The organism is Rickettsiella endosymbiont of Miltochrista miniata (genome assembly GCF_964031245.1).
GTDB lineage: Bacteria > Pseudomonadota > Gammaproteobacteria > Diplorickettsiales > Diplorickettsiaceae > Aquirickettsiella.
Map to the genome: position 1 here is coordinate 78897 of NZ_OZ035017.1, position 16655 is coordinate 95551.

Consider the following 16655-nt stretch of genomic DNA (forward strand, 5'->3'; position numbering starts at 1 on the left):
ATATAATACTTTATTCAAACGACTGATTAGCCAGAAATATACCATTCTTTAGGGATTTGATCCGTAGTCAAAGGGTTAACCTTCACTGTTTGCACTGAACCACTCAATGAGTTAATTTCTAAAGTCACCATATCATTGGATTTAGCGTCGGTAAAGCGCGCGGCGATTTGCGCGGCATAATGGATGTATTCAGCGCTAATTTTGCCATCAATTAAGCTTAAAGGACCTAAATGGCTAATTGGCTTTATTGAGGTATATTGATATTGATAGGCTTCCAGAAAATGATTTTCACCTTCATCCCTGCCAATAATGAGTTTAAAATCGGGGTGGGGCCGAATGTGCCGGCCTACTTTGAGCAAGATGATATCGTCAAATTCATAGTCTTTTTTCCCACGGTGTTCCCAAAGATCTTTGAGTTTTTGTGTGTAATGCCCATTAGTTAAAAAACAACAGCCTCCGGCCGGCTGCGCATATTCTTGAAAATCAAATTTTTTAGCTAATTCAAATTGTGGGCCACGAGTGCGACCTGAAAATCCATGAAGTTTCTCCCGATCCACCCACCCTTCACGTTCCACTAAAGTCGGTGCCAAAAGCTTGGCACACAATGGCCGTAATAAGATATCGTCAGCTTTAGATTCATGTGCCACTATAGGCATATTTTTTTTAAGTTGGGATTTTGGCCGCTGGCCAATGACTTCGCCGGTAATAATGAAATCAAATTGATGTTGCTCTATCCATTGCTTGGCTTTACTAACCATAAAAATTTTACAGTCGAGACAAGGATTGAGATGGGCGCCATAACCGTGTTTGGGATTCAAGACTATTTGTTTATATTCTTGAATAATATCAATGATATGTAATTTAATTCCTAATTGTTCAGCTGCCCATAAAGCATTATTACGTTTGGGTTTTGCATGTTGAGAATTACGTATGGCTTGTGTATGACCTTCAATACAGAATCCAGTATAAAAATTAATGCCTTCAACATAAATCCCTTGTTCTTGGATAACACGGACGGCAAGCATAGAATCTAAGCCGCCAGAAATAAGAGCAACTGCTTTTTTCATAATCGAACCATTCAAAAATTAAATTCAAAATGTATTTGTTGATTCAGCAAGTTATTTCGACATTTGTTTAAATCTTTGCTAAACGAATTTTCTGTATCTGATGGTATGGAGGGCCCTCTGATGGGACCAAATCCTGTTGGCATTATACTCGCAGGAGTTTTAGCTTTTCCTGGCGTAACTTTAAAAGTAAATGGCCAATTATCAGAGCAGATTAAACTATCCTGATCTAAACTTGAGTGACAAGCCGACAAAAATAATGAAAAAAAAAGTAATAAAAATTTACTTTTATTCATTAATACACCTAAAAATGATTTTAGTTTTAACTACAACTGATTCTAAATGATATTTTCATGACTCACAAAAAAACTATTTGAAATATTTTTTAGTATGCTAAGGCTTGCTTAAGGTCATCAACAAGATCTTGAATGTCTTCTATCCCTACTGATAAACGCAGCAAACTATCAGTAATTCCAAGACGCTCACGAGTCTCTATTGGTAAAGCCGCATGCGTCATAATGGCAGGATGATCAACTAGACTCTCTACGCAACCTAAGCTTTCTGCCAGCGTAAATAAACAACAATGTTCAAGAAAACGACGTGTTTCTTCTAAGCCACCTTTTAATACAAAACTTACAATACCCCCGAAGCCATGTTGCATTTGTTTTTTAGCTAATTCATATTGAGGATGACTGACTAGGCCAGGATAAAAAACTTTTTCAACCTTATTATGTTGTTCCAAAAACTGAGCAATTTTTAACGCGTTTTCACAATGTCTTTGCATCCGTAAAGCTAAAGTACGCAAACCTCGCGAGGCAAGAAAACTGTCAAAAGGACCTTGTATGGCTCCCATAGCATTTTGTAAATAGGTTATTTTCTCAATTAATTTAGCATTCTCACCTACAACTACGATGCCTCCAACCATATCGGAATGTCCATTCAAATATTTAGTGGCTGAATGGACAACGAGATCGCAGCCTAGTGTTAAGGGTTGTTGGATCCAAGGTGTAGCAAACGTATTATCAAGTACAGTGATTAAGTTATGCTGGCGAGCAATTTTAACTGCTTGTTCTATGTCAACTAATTTTAATAAGGGGTTAGTAGGAGATTCCATCCATAATAATTTAGTTTCAGGTTTAATCTGTTTGCTTAAATTATTTAAATCGGTCATATCTACATATGAAAAACTTAAATCCGAGGATCGTTGTTTAATCTGATTAAATAAGCGTACAGTGCCGCCATACAAATCGTCCATGCCTATAATATGATCGCCAGGGTTTAAGAGTTCAAGTAGTGTATTAATAGCTGCCATTCCAGAGGCAAAAGCAAACCCAGCGCGACCATTCTCTAAATCGGCAATACAACGTTCGTAAGCAAATCGCGTAGGATTTTGGGTTCTGGAATATTCAAAGCCTTGGTGCACACCTGGACTTTTTTGAGCGTAAGTTGATGTTGCGTAAATAGGCGTTATTAAAGCACCCGTACTCGGATCAGGGATTTGTCCTGCATGTATACAACGCGTAGCAAAATCTAATTTTTTTTCCATACTCTTCGCACTTGAATTTTTGGCTGTGTTGCCGCTCAACTCGCAATCCTCATGTATCATGAATACATTCCGGTTGCTTCATTCTCGCGGCGCCTTGCCAAAAATCCAATTGCTGTGAGTATATATTCTTCATATGGTGGGGGATGATGAATTATAAAATTCATCTATGGTTTTAACCAAACGTTGACAAATTTCATCCGCTTCAACTTCTTGTAGAATTAAAGCAGGCAGAATTCGGATGGTGTTATTGGAAACAACATTAAAAAGTAAACGATGTTTTAAGCCAATTTTTGGGATACTCCGACATTCAGCATCGAGTTCAATGCCTATCATAAGTCCTTGTCCTTTTATAGCAACGACATGTGGATGTTTTGCAAAAACACTTTGTAATTTTTCTATCAAATAAGCCCCAATTTTTTTTACATGTGCAGACAAATTTTCTTTTTCTAAAGTATTAATAACAGTGATTGCGACAGCACAGGCTAACGCACTACCAGCAAAGGTAGAGCCATGTTTGCCGGCCGGGAAAATATTATTTGCTTTGCCACGAGAACAATAGGCCCCAATAGGAAAACCGTTGCCTAAGGTTTTGGCAATAGTGATTATATCCGGTAAAATATTATAGGCCTGATAGGCAAACCAAGGTCCGGTACGACAAAGTCCCGTTTGTATTTCATCGAGTATCATAAGCCAATCATATTGATCACAATATTTTCGAATACTTTGTAAAAAACCAGGCGTTGCTACTTTAATCCCCCCATCTCCTTGAATGGGCTCTAACATAATGGCAACTATATTTTTATTATGTTGTTTTATAGTATTTTCTAATATAGCAACATCATTAAATGGGATATGAATAAAACGTTCTAATAAAGGTTCAAAACCGATTTGTAAACGTTCACTACCAGATAAACTCAGAGTTGCCATGGTTCTACCATGAAAGGCATTTTTCATGGCGATAATGATGGGTTGTTCGATGCCTTTTTTGCGCGCATAAAGTCGCGTCATTTTGATAGCCGCTTCGTTAGATTCTGCACCTGAATTGGAAAAAAAAACTTGATCCATTCCTGATACACGTGCCAAAGCTGAGGCTAGTATCTCTTGTTCAGGAATATGATAAGTATTAGAAGTATGAATTAATTTTGCTGCTTGATTGCAGATCGTTTCAGTGATGGCTGGATGAGCGTGGCCTAAGCCGCATACGGCGATACCCGCTAAAGCATCTAAATATTTTTCTCCTTGGGTATCGGTAAGCCAAACTCCTGAACCTTTCTCAAAAGCAACAGGTAGTCGATTTGGGTAAATGGGCATCAAGGCAGATGTCATAGTCATTTTTTCTATTTTCTTGTTATTTTTCAAAATTTTCGGTAATAAAGCCCCAATTCACTACTTCCCAAAATTTTTCCAGATATTTTGGACGAGCATTACGGTAATCGATATAGTAAGCATGCTCCCATACATCACAGGTAAATAAGCATGATTTTCCATCACGCATCGGGGTTTCAGCATTACGCGTGGTTACTATCTTCAAGCCTTGAGCATCTTTTATTAACCAGGCCCATCCTGAACCAAATTGAGCAATAGCTGCTTTAATAAAAGCCTCCTTAAATTTGTCGACAGATCCAAAGGATAGGTTAATAGCTTCTTCTAAAGGCCCTTTTAATTTTTTTTTTGATGCTTCTGGCGTCATACAATGCCAATAAAAGGTATGATTCCAGACTTGAGCGGCATTATTAAAAATAGGGCCTTCAGGGGCTTTTTTAATGATATTTTCAAGAGATAAAGATTCAAACTCCGTGCCAGGGATTAATTCATTAAGTTTGTCGACGTAAGCTTTATGGTGTTTCCCATGATGATATTCTAAAGTTTCCTTTGAAATAACGGGGTCCAGGGCATCTAAGGCATAGGGCAATGGGGGTAATTCATGTTTCATGGAAGTATCCTATTTTTGTCGATTTGCTAAAATTGCTTGCACCAGTTTAAAATCCAGATAATGATAAGGCAAGCATTTAAATATGGCTTACGGTAAGTTTTGTTTGATTTTAGTTTTGCATGAGAATCTCCATCGCGAGGTGAAGGCCACTTCAAGATGCTCGCTCGCATCATGAAGTGCAATGAGTATATTAATAAGCGAGGAAAATAAATGTCTATTACTGAGATGAATACACTAGAAACAATCAAGCAACAAATTGCTGAATATCCTGTAATTCTCTATATGAAAGGAACGCCGGAAGAGCCCTGTTGCGGTTTTTCGGCTCGGGTAGTGCAAATACTGAAAGCATGCCGTGTAAAATTTGCACATGTTAACGTGCTTGAAAAGAATGATATACGTCGTGATCTGCCAAAGTATTCTAATTGGCCAACTTTTCCACAACTTTATTATAAAGGTGAGTTAATGGGTGGATGCGATATAGTCGAACAGCTTTACAAAACTGGCGAGCTACAAAAAAAATTATCAGAAACTTGATTTAAATTGATTTAGCATCTATTTTCCTTTAATTGGTACGTTTTCTTTATAGGCTAAGGTAGTAAGGCGTATTTTATAATGAAACCATTGACATAAGTCATGGTGTTAGGTATAAAATGCAATAGCTATCGAGTCTTTCAAGAGAAGCTATTTTCAGCACTAATAACAAAGTCTTGTGCCTTCCAAATCGCTGAAATTTAAAAAAACAAATATAATGTCTGTAAAACGGTTCTGGTAAACCGCTAAGCAAGTCTCCGTTTAGAGTTTGCGAAACTGTAAATTGTAAATTTACAGCGGTGCCAAGACCAGGGTTGTTTAATTTTCGCCGATATCGCTTGTATAAAGCAGGAATGGAAATTAAACAGCCTTGGTAGGAAATAACAAGGGATAAATATAAGTAAATTGTTTTTTGAATTATTTTTATGAACGTAGCATATTCCAACTTTTATCGGTGTGTTGCGGGCATGAAATTAAAGAAGTAATAGATTTTTGTAAAACTAATTTTTTTGTTTGAGTTGACAAACTAGTTTGCCAATGAGAGAGCAAAAAATATAGCTTTCAAACAATCTAATGTTGAGTTAACAACCTATTAAGGAGATGGATGAGTATGAAACTCAAAGCGATTGTTGCTTCACTCGTAACACTTGGGCTTAGCGGGCCTGTACTGGCGATGCAGCCGTATATGGTAGATACATCCTATCAAATGGATGTGATGCGCGATCAAGTCAATAAACTCGATATGATCCTTGACCGAAATCAACCCGGTGGATTTGATCAACCTTGCGGTTGGACTTGTCGCATCAATGTCAGTGGTTGGATCAATACCGATGCTTATTTAGCCAATAAGCCACCAGTTTTCTGGGAGTTTAATCCCACATTTAATCCATTGCTAGCGGTAAATCCAGCTGCGGTACCGCCTAATGTATTAACTATTCCAACATCGGGTCGTGCCAGTGATTTACTGCTGAATAATGCGAACTTATTCGTAGATGCTCGCGTGAATAACTGGGTGACAGCGAATATGTCTGTGGTATATAGCTCCTTGTCAGGCATTCCAGGCTCGACAGGACCTTACAACATTGCTAATTCATTCTTTGTGTACCATCCATTGAATCGAACAGCAATAGACACCGCCTACGCCACCATAGGTAATTTCCAAGCTTCGCCTATCTATTTTAGAGTGGGTAAAGAATACATCCCATTTGGTGCCTATGATCCGTATGGATTTGTCACGGCTGAAAACCCAACGCAATTATTCACTGAGATTACTTCAACTGCAGCACAATTAGGATTTATTGTCCCGAACGGTTTCTATGGTTCGTTGTATACGTTTGCGGGTAATCCTAAGATCTCAGATGGGGGCTCTACGCGCCGTATTCAAAATGGTGGTGCAGATTTAGGATGGGGATTTAGTTGGTTAAATAGTAAATTCAATGTAAACGCAGGTTATATTGGGAATATAGCGGATTCCAATTTCTTATCTTCCTATTATCTTAATCAACTGGTTGAAGGTACGGTAGTTCCAGGTTTACCGAATACAAAAGTACCGGCTTGGAATGTGAATGCAGACGTTACTTTTGGACCGTTTGATGCGAATGGGCACTATATTTCAACAACACGTAGTTTAGCGAATCCTTTCTTTTTAAGCGGTAATTCTTCTCCAGGGTTTCCTGTGTTAACAAATCCGCCGGCTCAATTAGGTAAACCTCACGTTTGGGGCTTAGAAGCTGGATTCACTTTCCCAGTGATGGCGCATCAATCGCGAGTAGCGATTGGCTATCAGAAAACCACGCATTTAGCGACCTTCTTGCCACAACGCCGTATCTATGCGGACTATATGGTTAACTTAGCCAAATGGTTTGATGTGGGTATAGCCGTATTCCAAGACAGAGATTACAACATTGGTGAAGGGGCTATTGTCGTTCCTGCAATTCCTGGCACAGTACCGATACCTGCTAGAACAGTACACCCAGGTGCGACCGGTAATAAATCAACCGTTGGTCAATTACGTGCTAGCATTAAATTTGCTTAAATTATCGCTACGACATAAATTTAAATAAAGTACTAAGCCCGCGTCAGCGGGCTTTTTTTATGATAACCGAATAAAAATAAATTTATCTTATTGAGATAGTTATAAAGTACTGCTAAGATAAACTCGATTTGATCTTATTTTATCTATGAGGTTTTCATAGATAGAAAATGAATCTAGGAAAAATCTTTTAACTTGTTTAACTGATTATTCTTTTTAGGTTTGGTAAGAAAAAGCGATAGATGGGGTTAACTAATTCTACAAGGAGATGGTTTAGGATGAAACTCAAAGCGATTGTTGCTTCACTCGTAACATTAGGGCTTAGTGGGCCCGTACTGGCGATGCAGCCGTACATGATAGATCCATCCTTTCAAATGGATGTGATGCGCGATCAAGTCAATAAACTCGATATGATCCTTGACCGAAATCAACCCGGTGGATTTGATCAACCTTGCGGTTGGACTTGTCGCATCAATGTCAGTGGTTGGATCAATACCGACGCTTATTTAGCCAATAAGCCACCGGTTTTCTGGGAATTTAATCCCGCTTTTAATCCATTAGCAGCTGTAAATCCAGCTGCGGTACCACCTAATGTATTAACTATTCCAACATCCGGTCGAGCCAGTGATTTATTGCTGAATAATGCGAACTTATTCGTAGATGCTCGCGTGAATAACTGGGTGACAGCGAATATGTCTGTGGTATATAGCTCCTTGTCAGGCATTCCAGGCTCGACAGGACCTTACAACATTGCTAATTCATTCTTTGTGTACCATCCATTGAATCGAACAGCAATAGACACCGCCTACGCCACCATAGGTAATTTCCAAGCTTCGCCTATCTATTTTAGAGTGGGTAAAGAATACATCCCATTTGGTGCCTATGATCCGTATGGATTTGTCACGGCTGAAAACCCAACGCAATTATTCACTGAGATTACTTCAACTGCTGCACAATTAGGATTTATCATACCGAACGGTTTCTATGGTTCGTTGTATACCTTTGCGGGAAATCCTAAGATCTCAGATGGTGGTTCTACGCGCCGTATTCAAAACGGTGGTGCAGATTTAGGCTGGGGTTGGGGAATGTTTAATAGTAAGTGGAATTTAAACGCAGGTTATATTGCGAATATAGCAGATTCAAACTTCTTATCTTCTTATTATCTGAACCAGCTTGTTGAAGGAACAACAGTTCCAGGTTTACCGAATACAAAAGTACCGGCTTGGAATGTGAATGCAGATGTGACCTTTGGACCCTTTGATGCAAATGGACACTATATTTCAACAACCCGCGGTTTGGCGAATCCATTCTTTTTAAGTGGCAGTACTTCACCGGGCTTTCCAGTAGCTATTCCTGCCGCTCAATCTCAATTAGGTAAACCTCACGTTTGGGGCTTAGAAGCTGGATTCACTTTCCCAGTGATGGCGCATCAATCGCGAGTAGCGATTGGCTATCAGAAAACCACGCATTTAGCGACCTTCTTGCCACAACGCCGTATCTATGCGGACTATATGGTTAACTTAGCCAAATGGTTTGATGTGGGTATAGCCGTATTCCAAGACAGAGATTACAACATTGGCGAGGGTGCTATTATTACTCCTCCCTCTCCTCCTAACATCACGCCACCGGTACCTGCTAGATTAATACATGCTGGTGCAACAGGTAATAAATCAACTGTGGGCCAATTACGTGCTAGCATTAAATTTGCTTAAATCATTACGCCATTAAGTCAAATAAAACATTGAGCCCGCGCAAGCGGGCTTTTTTGTTTAGAGAAAATATAATTATTTAATAGTTTATCCGGAGGTCTAAAAACTGCTAATATTTGAAAAATATTTTTACGTATAGATTGCTAAAGCTTAAATATCAGCAGAATCGTTTCGTAATTTTACCATTCTTAGAGAAAAATTAAGGTCAGGGTTTGTTATGTTTGAATTATTTTTTTCACCCGAAGCTTGGATTAGTTTACTTACCTTAACAGCATTAGAGATTATTTTAGGAATTGATAATTTAGTTTTTATTTCTATAGTAACCAATAGGCTTGCTCAAGCTCAACAACGTTCAGCCCGCCAATTTGGTTTATTACTCGCCTGTTTGACGCGTTTACTTTTACTGGCAACGCTTGCGTGGATGACTAAGTTTACACAACCCCTTTTTAATTTGGTGGGCCATGTATTTTCAGGCAGGGATGTTGTACTAATTCTAGGCGGGTTATTTTTACTTGCAAAAGGCACGAGTGAACTTCATTTTAATGTAACTATTGCCACCGACGAAAAGAGTAATCTGCATCGATACTCACGCTTCTCGATGGTTATCATTCAGATTATGTTTTTAGATATTATTTTTTCATTAGATAGTGTGATCACCGCGGTAGGAATGGCTCAGGAATTTATAATTATGGCTTTAGCTATTATCATCGCGATCGCCTTGATGATTTGGGCCAGTGGACCTTTAAGTTATTTTATTAATATCTATCCGAATTTAAAGATTCTCGGTTTAAGTTTTTTATTATTAATAGGCTTAGTATTAATAGCGGATGGCTTTGGGTTGCATGTTCCTAGAGCTTATCTGTATTTTGCAATTGCATTCTCGGTATTTGTAGAATGGCTAAATATTCTCGCCAGTCGATGGCGGCAGAAGAAAAATTCGAATTAATAGCTTATATCTTAAAAAGATCGATCGACATTAATGTAAAAGTGATGGTTTAAATAGGTTTCAAAGAAAAATATGCTTGCATTCATCACTTTTTTTTGATAAATAGGGGTGCTAATCACTTATTTCAATAATAAGGTGCTCCTCATGCTAAGTAACAAATATAAATTAACTGCACTTATGACTGTTGTGTGCTGGTTGAGTCTACAGGGGAATGTAGCTTTTGCTGATGAGGCAAATGATAAAGAAATCCGAAGACTGGCACAAAGAACCCAAGTCCTGGAATCTGAATTACAGCATGTACAAAACCAAGTAGCAACTTTACGTAGGCAATCTAAACAAACCGATATTTCTAATCCAACGAATGATCGCGGAGAAAGTATAGTTACTTCGGAACATCCTTTTTTTATTATAGGCACGCCTGTTATTAGCTCGCCTTTTATTGGCATAAACTCCGAGTTTAATGCTTCTGATTTAGTGGTTAACCAACCTTATGTGAATGAGGATCTTTATTTACTACAACAACGAAAAGAGATCTACAATTACTTAATAAAAAACGGCCATCCTTTTTCAAATACACCAGTCGTTAATCTTAGCGGAAAAATAGAATCTCAAATTTTTCATACCAGTCATTTTGGCAATTTCCAAAATAACTCTGCTACCGATATTGATTTGACGGGTATTGAATTAGATACTGAAATTTTAGTCAATCAGTGGGTCACAGGACTCATCGCGTTTGTTTATGACAATACACCGCCTACGGATATGTCGCCTAGACGAATTGATAATTCTCGTGTTCTTTTAGAACGAGGATTTTTAACGATAGGAAATTTAGCAAAGTTTCCTTTGTATGCGACTATGGGTCAATTTTATGTGCCCTTTGGTCAGTATTCATCTTCAATGATTAGTGATCCATTTACTAAGACTTTGGGCAGAACCAAGGCTAGAGCCCTGGAGTTGGGATTTTCAAAACAATTTAATGATGAAAATGATTTAAATTTGTCAGCTTTTGTTTTTAGAGGGCCAAGCCGTACTAGCATAGATAATAATGGTCTGCGGAATTATGGTGCTAATGCTGAGTATATTTTCACTAAGCCAAAATGGAATATTGATGTAGCAGGAAGTTATATTCGCAGCATAGCAGATTCGCTAGGCCTGCAACATAATGGTAATAATGGGCCTAATAATTTCGAAGGTTTTGCGACTAACAATAACACTGAAGTTCTTAATCCTGTGCCTGGATTAGATGCACGCGGAACTTTGAGTATTGAAGCTTTTAGTATTACCGGTGAATATGTGACGGCTAGTCGTTCATTCTCCTCTTCAGTATTATCATTTGATAATCAAGGTGCCAAGCCTTCAGCTTTTCATGCAGAAGCTGCATATAAATTTAATGTTTTAGAAAAACCTAGTGCAGTCATTATTGGATATGACCAATCCAAAGATGCCTTAGGCTTACTTATTCCTAAGAAACGTTATATTGCAACTGTTAGTACATCTATTTGGAAAGATACCATTGAAAGTTTAGAGTTTCGTCACGATATTGACTATAGCGCCACCGATGTCGCTTTAGGCCAATCGGGTCTAGGGCTTAATCCAATTAATGGAACAGGGAAAAGCGGTAATACGATTACTTTACAAGTAGGTTTATATTTCTAAGATAAATCAAAAAAATTTATAAAAAGGGACATTACTTTGATGTCTCTTTTTGTTATTCTAAACCAATGAGTAAACGTATCTTATTGGGTATTACAGGCAGCATTGCTGCTTATAAAACCCCGGAACTTATCAGAAAACTTAAAGAACAACATCATGACGTCAGGGTTGTTTTAACTTCCTGTGGCAAGGCCTTTGTAACCCCTTTGACACTACAAGCTGTTTCACAGCATAAAGTATATGAAGAACTTGTAGATGTTGAAGCCGAAGCCGCAATGAGTCATATTGATCTTGCACGATGGCCAGAATGTATTTTGATAGCCCCTGCTACAGCACATGTAATTGCTAAATTAGCTCACGGTTTTGCAGATGATTTATTGAGTACCTTGTGTTTAGCATCCAACACACGTTTAATTATTGCGCCTGCAATGAATCAATCGATGTGGTCTAACCAAGCAACACAAGATAATGTGTGTAAACTAAAAGAGAGAAATTGCTTATTTATAGGGCCTGGAGAAGGAAGTCAAGCCTGTGGAGAGTTTGGTTTAGGACGCATGCTGGAACCTCAAGAAATAGTGGATGCCTTATCAAAGGTGTTTATTAAGCCTTATTTACAAAACCAAAGAATTTTAATTACCGCAGGTCCGACGCAAGAATGCATCGATCCAGTGCGCTATTTATCAAATCGTAGTTCGGGTAAAATGGGATTTGCTTTAGCCCAGGCTGCCATCGAAGCGGGGGCTGAAGTTACACTCATTAGTGGACCTGTTGCATTAACACCTCCAAAAAAATTGAAATTTATAGCGGTGAAAACAGCTGCGGAAATGTTGGCAGTTGTTGAGAAAGAAATTAGCCAGCAAGCGATTTTTATAAGTACTGCTGCTGTTGCGGATTATCAGATTGTAAATCCAGCATTACAAAAAATTAAAAAATCAAGTGCGCCATTAACGTTACAACTAAAACCTACTGTTGATATTTTGGCTACCGTTAGTCAAATGCATTTAGAAGCTAGGCCTTTACTGATAGGATTTGCTGCCGAAACTGAATATACTTTAAAATTTGCCGAAGAAAAGCGAAGAAGTAAAAATATAGATCTAATGGTAGTTAATGATGTGAGTCAGACGGATATAGGTTTTGATAGTGATAAAAATGAGGTAACCGTATTATCTTCTGACGTGCCCATACACCTAGCATGTGCAAGTAAGCAATCAATAGCCCGGCAATTACTACAAATGGTGGCGAATCGTATGCTATCCGCAAAAAAAAATGCTAACACCCCTCTTTAGATAGAATGAAACTGGAATAATAGCAGAACGCTTGATAATTGGACATTTGCTCTTTAAACTAAGCACGCTCCCATCCTTTGTGAAGGAGACAAAAATTTTGCTTCAAGAATATACTCACAGCAATTGGATTTTTGGCAAGGCGCCGCGAGAATGAAGCAACCGGAATGTATTAATATACATGAGGATTGCGAATTGAGCGGTAATGCAGACAAAAATTCAAGTGCGAAGAGTAAACACATGAGGACTTGATCATGCGACAGGTACCAATTGTTCTTCGTTATTACCATTCTTTACTGGTAAATGGCGTATGAGCGTTTTAGAATTTGCTGAAAAAAAAATAACTAAAGAAAAAATCGTAATCTTAACTTGCTATGATTATAGTACCGCAAGAATCTTTAATGAATCTTCTTTAGATGCTTTATTAATTGGCGATAGTCTTGCCATGACCATGCATGGCTTTAAAGATACGGTTATGGCTACGCTGCCTATGATGGAACTTCATACTGCTGCGGTACGTCGAGGAGCTCCTGCTAAGTTTATTATTACTGATCTTCCTTTTCTAAGTTATCGTCAACCATTAAGACGAAGTGTTATTGCAGTTCAAAAGCTAATGCAAGCAGGTGCGCAAGCTATTAAATTAGAGGGCGCAGCAGGTAATCTCTCATTAATAGCCCATTTAGTTGAATCGGGTATTCCTGTCATGGGTCATATAGGTTTAACTCCACAATTTGTCCATGCCCTAGGTGGATATAAAGTCCAAGGAAAAACGGTTGCTCAGGCAGAACGGCTTCAACAAGACGCGTTAGCCTTAGAACAAGCAGGTTGCTTTGCTATAGTACTTGAGTGTGTCCCATCACAACTGGCAAGAAAAATAACAGGCTCGTTAAAAACTCCAACGATTGGTATAGGGGCTGGTGTTGATACCGACGGACAGGTTTTAGTCATGCAGGATTTATTAGGACTCAATCTGGATTTCAAACCAAAATTTGTTAATCAATTTCTTGATGGTAATCAACTGATTCTAAAAGCGGTTGAACACTATAGTCATTGCGTTAAACATAAAGAATTTCCCAGTGATGAACATAGTTATTAAGCTTAGCGATTGGCAAAACATAAGGAAAAAAAATAATAATAAAAAAATAGGATTTGTACATACGATGGGTCATTTGCATGCAGGACATTTAAGTCTTTGCACTCGTTCCCAAGCAGAGAATGATTTGACAATAGTAGCCATTTTTATAAATGCTAAGCAATTTAATAAAATAGAGGATTTTAACCATTATCCGCGTAGTTTAGAAGAAGATACAGCCTTACTAAATAAGCAGAAAGTTGATTATTTATTATTGTTAGACTCAGACACTATTTATTCTGATAATTATCACATTCAGATTCACGATACCAGTGATTTAAGCAAAAAATTAGAAGCAGAGTTTCGTCCTGGACATTTTATTGGAATGTTAACGGTGGTATTAAAATATCTGAATATTGTAAGGCCAACGAATGCATATTATGGCGAAAAAGACTATCAACAATTATTACTCATCAAAAAAATGGCGCTAGCGCTTTTTTTAGAAACAGAGATCGTTGGGTGTCCGACTATTCGTGCAGCAGATGGATTAGCTTTGAGCTCAAGAAATAGCCGTTTGAGCTTAGAGCAGCGCGCGCAGGCGAGTCATTTCTCGTCTATTTTAAAGCTAGCTCCAAACTCAGAAGAGGCGATGAAACAATTAAACAATTTAGGTTTTAAGGTCGATTACGTTGCGGATCATTGGGGGAGACGTTTGGCAGCTATTCACGTGGGAGATGTAAGATTAATTGATTGCCTATAAAGAAAGATGACGCGTAATTTTTATTGTATATTGAATGGTGCGTAAAAATCGGATCACTTTGGCTAGGTGCTTGCGGTTGAGGACGGATAAAGTAAAATGAATAATACTATGTTTTCTATCGCGACTTTCAACTTTAATATTTTCAATATTAGCATCGGCTTTGGCAATATTATAGGTTAATAATGCTAATACGCCGTGTTGATTGATAGTTTCAATATAAATATCCGTTTTAAAAAATCCATTAGTTTGTTTTTCCCATTGTATGGAAATGGCTCGCTCAGGATTTTTTTTAACAAGTCGCGCTGCGTACTTACAGCGTTGTAAATGCACAGTAAGACCATGTCCAGCATTGAGTAAACCTATAATTTCATCGCCTGGAATAGGCCGGCAACATTCGGCAAATTTAATTAAACCATTATCTGCATTTTTAAGGAACAGGGGTAATGAATTAATTTGATTTTTAAAATTAGGTTTTAAACTACATAACGAATAAGCGACTAAAGCAGGATGCATATAACCCAGCCCAATAGCTTCAAGCAAATCTTCTAGGGAATCGTATTGAAACTTTTGTAATGTTTTATTCAGATTCTTAGCGTTGATTTGGGTACTGTCTTGTCCTAAAGAAGTTAAATTGTTATCTAGCAGGCGTTGGCCTAATTGTACGGCTTCATTGTGCTGTTTATTTTTAAAAAATTGTCTAATATGACTTCGAGCACGGCCAGTCGCTACAAACTCTAACCAGCGGGAATCAGGAAAAGTTTTCGGATCGGTAATGATTTCTACTGTTTGACCACTCTGTAAGTGTGTGCTGAGTGGAACTAAATGTTTATCTATTTTAGCTGCAATACAGTGATTTCCAATATCCGAGTGAATCGCATAAGCGAAGTCAATCAAAGTTGCTTTATGGGGAAGCTCAATGATGTCGCCTTTAGGAGTAAAGATATATATATCCGTAGGAAAGAGATCGATTTTAACCGTCTCCATAAATTCTAAGGAACTAGGTGTCGTTTGTTGAATATCAAGTAAGCGCTTGAGCCATTCTCGTGCTCTCAAATGTGGACGGAGTTCGTTGGCCTTAGTTTTTTCTTCCAACCAGTAACTTACGATACCATGATCAGCGCCATTATCCATTGTAGTTGTACGGATTTGTATGTGAATTGACGTACCGGCAGGACCAAATAAAGTGGTATGTAATGCCTGATAGCCATTCGCTTTAGGTAGCGCGATATAATCGTGGAAATGATCGGGCAGAGGTTTATAAAGATTGTGAACAGCCCCTAGTACGCGATAGCAACTATCAATATTATCTACAATAATGCAAAAAATGGGGATATCAATGATTTCATTGAAGGCTAAATGATTTTCCCGCATTTTTTTATAGATTTGATACAGATGCTTTTTTTTATGCCATATAGTATGAAAAGGTAAATGATTTTTGTCCAAGCACTCTTTCAAAGCGGATTCTATTTTATGGATACTTGCTTTATGTTTACGTCGAGTTTTTTGTACGGTTTCTTGTAAAATACGATATCGCCATGGATAAAGGTTTAAAAAACAAAGATCTTCCAATTCTATACGTACCATGTGCATACCTAACCGCTGTGCAATTGGGGCGTAAATATCCAATGTTTCTTTGGCAATACGATAGCGTTTCTCTGCAGGTACTGCAGATAAGGTGCGCATGTTATGCAAGCGATCAGCTAATTTTATGATAATGATACGAATATCTTTTGCCATAGCTAGCAGCATTTTACGAAAATTTTCTGCTTGAGCTTCCGCACGACTTTGAAATTGGATTTGTGTCAGTTTACTCATCCCATCGACTAGTTCTGCTATTTCGCCGCCAAATGTCGTAGTTAAAACAGTTTTTTCGATGGGAGTGTCTTCAATAACGTCATGTAAAATTGCGACGATTAGCGTTTGAACATCCATACGCATTTGCGCGAGAATTTTAGCAACCGCGATAGGATGGCTAATGTAAGGATCGCCACTATGGCGTTTTTGACCAGAATGAGCCCTAGCAGCGAATTGATAAGCATTATAGACTTGCTTTACTTGCTCAGGGGATAGATAGGTTTGTATTTCTTGTTTGAGGTCACTAAACATGTGCATGCAAGCGCCCCCGG

14 protein-coding genes are annotated in these 16655 nt (G+C 38.2%); 8 read left to right on the forward strand and 6 right to left on the reverse strand.

Going from position 1 to position 16655, the window contains the following annotated elements:
• Window positions 1–26: 26 nt before the first annotated feature.
• The 5 genes from AAHH40_RS00385 to AAHH40_RS00405 all read right to left on the reverse strand — a co-directional run bounded on the left by AAHH40_RS00385 (window position 27) and on the right by AAHH40_RS00405 (window position 4543).
• Window positions 27–1067, reverse strand: a complete 1041-nt coding sequence (locus tag AAHH40_RS00385) for a tRNA (5-methylaminomethyl-2-thiouridylate)-methyltransferase (protein ID WP_342220152.1) — start codon at window positions 1065–1067, stop codon at window positions 27–29.
• Between the two features lie 11 nt (window positions 1068–1078).
• Window positions 1079–1360 (reverse strand): hypothetical protein, encoded by a 282-nt coding sequence (locus AAHH40_RS00390; protein ID WP_342220153.1) that lies wholly within the window; start codon window positions 1358–1360, stop codon window positions 1079–1081.
• 89 nt (window positions 1361–1449) lie between these two features.
• Window positions 1450–2610, reverse strand: a complete 1161-nt coding sequence (locus AAHH40_RS00395; RefSeq protein WP_342220823.1) for a PLP-dependent aspartate aminotransferase family protein — start codon at window positions 2608–2610, stop codon at window positions 1450–1452.
• Between the two features lie 129 nt (window positions 2611–2739).
• Window positions 2740–3936 (reverse strand): aspartate aminotransferase family protein, encoded by a 1197-nt coding sequence (locus AAHH40_RS00400; RefSeq protein WP_425287985.1) that lies wholly within the window; start codon window positions 3934–3936, stop codon window positions 2740–2742.
• A 22-nt stretch (window positions 3937–3958) separates the two neighbouring features.
• Window positions 3959–4543, reverse strand: a complete 585-nt coding sequence (locus AAHH40_RS00405) for a superoxide dismutase (protein WP_342220155.1) — start codon at window positions 4541–4543, stop codon at window positions 3959–3961.
• A 225-nt stretch (window positions 4544–4768) separates the two neighbouring features.
• On the opposite strand from AAHH40_RS00405, the gene grxD reads away from it, so the two are divergent.
• The 8 genes from grxD (at window position 4769) to panC (ending at window position 14529) form a co-directional block, all read left to right on the forward strand.
• The gene (gene grxD, locus AAHH40_RS00410; RefSeq protein WP_342220824.1) at window positions 4769–5077 is read left to right on the forward strand and encodes a Grx4 family monothiol glutaredoxin; all 309 of its coding nucleotides are present in this window, start codon (window positions 4769–4771) and stop codon (window positions 5075–5077) included.
• 607 nt (window positions 5078–5684) lie between these two features.
• Window positions 5685–7109: an LbtU family siderophore porin gene (locus tag AAHH40_RS00415; protein WP_342220156.1), complete on the forward strand. Its 1425-nt coding sequence runs from the start codon at window positions 5685–5687 to the stop codon at window positions 7107–7109.
• Window positions 7110–7384: 275 nt separating this feature from the next.
• The gene (locus AAHH40_RS00420; protein ID WP_342220157.1) at window positions 7385–8818 is read left to right on the forward strand and encodes an LbtU family siderophore porin; all 1434 of its coding nucleotides are present in this window, start codon (window positions 7385–7387) and stop codon (window positions 8816–8818) included.
• A gap of 214 nt (window positions 8819–9032) precedes the next feature.
• Window positions 9033–9761, forward strand: a complete 729-nt coding sequence (locus AAHH40_RS00425; RefSeq protein WP_342220158.1) for a TerC family protein — start codon at window positions 9033–9035, stop codon at window positions 9759–9761.
• A gap of 144 nt (window positions 9762–9905) precedes the next feature.
• A complete protein-coding gene (locus tag AAHH40_RS00430; protein WP_342220159.1) occupies window positions 9906–11417 on the forward strand; it encodes an LbtU family siderophore porin in 1512 nt (503 codons plus the stop codon).
• Between the two features lie 65 nt (window positions 11418–11482).
• Window positions 11483–12700 (forward strand): bifunctional phosphopantothenoylcysteine decarboxylase/phosphopantothenate--cysteine ligase CoaBC, encoded by a 1218-nt coding sequence (gene coaBC, locus AAHH40_RS00435; protein WP_342220160.1) that lies wholly within the window; start codon window positions 11483–11485, stop codon window positions 12698–12700.
• Between the two features lie 307 nt (window positions 12701–13007).
• A complete protein-coding gene (gene panB / locus AAHH40_RS00440) occupies window positions 13008–13793 on the forward strand; it encodes a 3-methyl-2-oxobutanoate hydroxymethyltransferase (RefSeq protein WP_342220161.1) in 786 nt (261 codons plus the stop codon).
• The gene (gene panC, locus AAHH40_RS00445; protein ID WP_342220162.1) at window positions 13774–14529 is read left to right on the forward strand and encodes a pantoate--beta-alanine ligase; all 756 of its coding nucleotides are present in this window, start codon (window positions 13774–13776) and stop codon (window positions 14527–14529) included. The genes panB and panC overlap by 20 nt, the downstream gene beginning before the upstream one ends.
• Here panC and AAHH40_RS00450 read toward each other — a convergent pair.
• The gene (locus AAHH40_RS00450) at window positions 14524–16641 is read right to left on the reverse strand and encodes a bifunctional (p)ppGpp synthetase/guanosine-3',5'-bis(diphosphate) 3'-pyrophosphohydrolase (protein WP_342220163.1); all 2118 of its coding nucleotides are present in this window, start codon (window positions 16639–16641) and stop codon (window positions 14524–14526) included. The two genes, panC and AAHH40_RS00450, sit on opposite strands and share 6 nt — an antisense overlap.
• Window positions 16642–16655: the final 14 nt, after the last annotated feature.

Excerpts from the sequence above, each read along its gene's own strand:
- AAHH40_RS00385 (WP_342220152.1), bottom strand. The coding sequence starts at position 1,067 with ATGAAAAAAGCAGTTGCTCTTATTTCTGGCGGCTTAGATTCTATGCTT.
- AAHH40_RS00390 (WP_342220153.1), bottom strand. The coding sequence starts at position 1,360 with ATGAATAAAAGTAAATTTTTATTACTTTTTTTTTCATTATTTTTGTCG.
- AAHH40_RS00395 (WP_342220823.1), bottom strand. The coding sequence starts at position 2,610 with ATGGAAAAAAAATTAGATTTTGCTACGCGTTGTATACATGCAGGACAA.
- AAHH40_RS00400 (WP_425287985.1), bottom strand. The coding sequence starts at position 3,936 with ATGACATCTGCCTTGATGCCCATTTACCCAAATCGACTACCTGTTGCT.
- AAHH40_RS00405 (WP_342220155.1), bottom strand. The coding sequence starts at position 4,543 with ATGAAACATGAATTACCCCCATTGCCCTATGCCTTAGATGCCCTGGAC.
- grxD (WP_342220824.1), top strand. The coding sequence starts at position 4,769 with ATGAATACACTAGAAACAATCAAGCAACAAATTGCTGAATATCCTGTA.
- AAHH40_RS00415 (WP_342220156.1), top strand. The coding sequence starts at position 5,685 with ATGAAACTCAAAGCGATTGTTGCTTCACTCGTAACACTTGGGCTTAGC.
- AAHH40_RS00420 (WP_342220157.1), top strand. The coding sequence starts at position 7,385 with ATGAAACTCAAAGCGATTGTTGCTTCACTCGTAACATTAGGGCTTAGT.
- AAHH40_RS00425 (WP_342220158.1), top strand. The coding sequence starts at position 9,033 with ATGTTTGAATTATTTTTTTCACCCGAAGCTTGGATTAGTTTACTTACC.
- AAHH40_RS00430 (WP_342220159.1), top strand. The coding sequence starts at position 9,906 with ATGCTAAGTAACAAATATAAATTAACTGCACTTATGACTGTTGTGTGC.
- coaBC (WP_342220160.1), top strand. The coding sequence starts at position 11,483 with ATGAGTAAACGTATCTTATTGGGTATTACAGGCAGCATTGCTGCTTAT.
- panB (WP_342220161.1), top strand. The coding sequence starts at position 13,008 with ATGAGCGTTTTAGAATTTGCTGAAAAAAAAATAACTAAAGAAAAAATC.
- AAHH40_RS00450 (WP_342220163.1), bottom strand. The coding sequence starts at position 16,641 with ATGCACATGTTTAGTGACCTCAAACAAGAAATACAAACCTATCTATCC.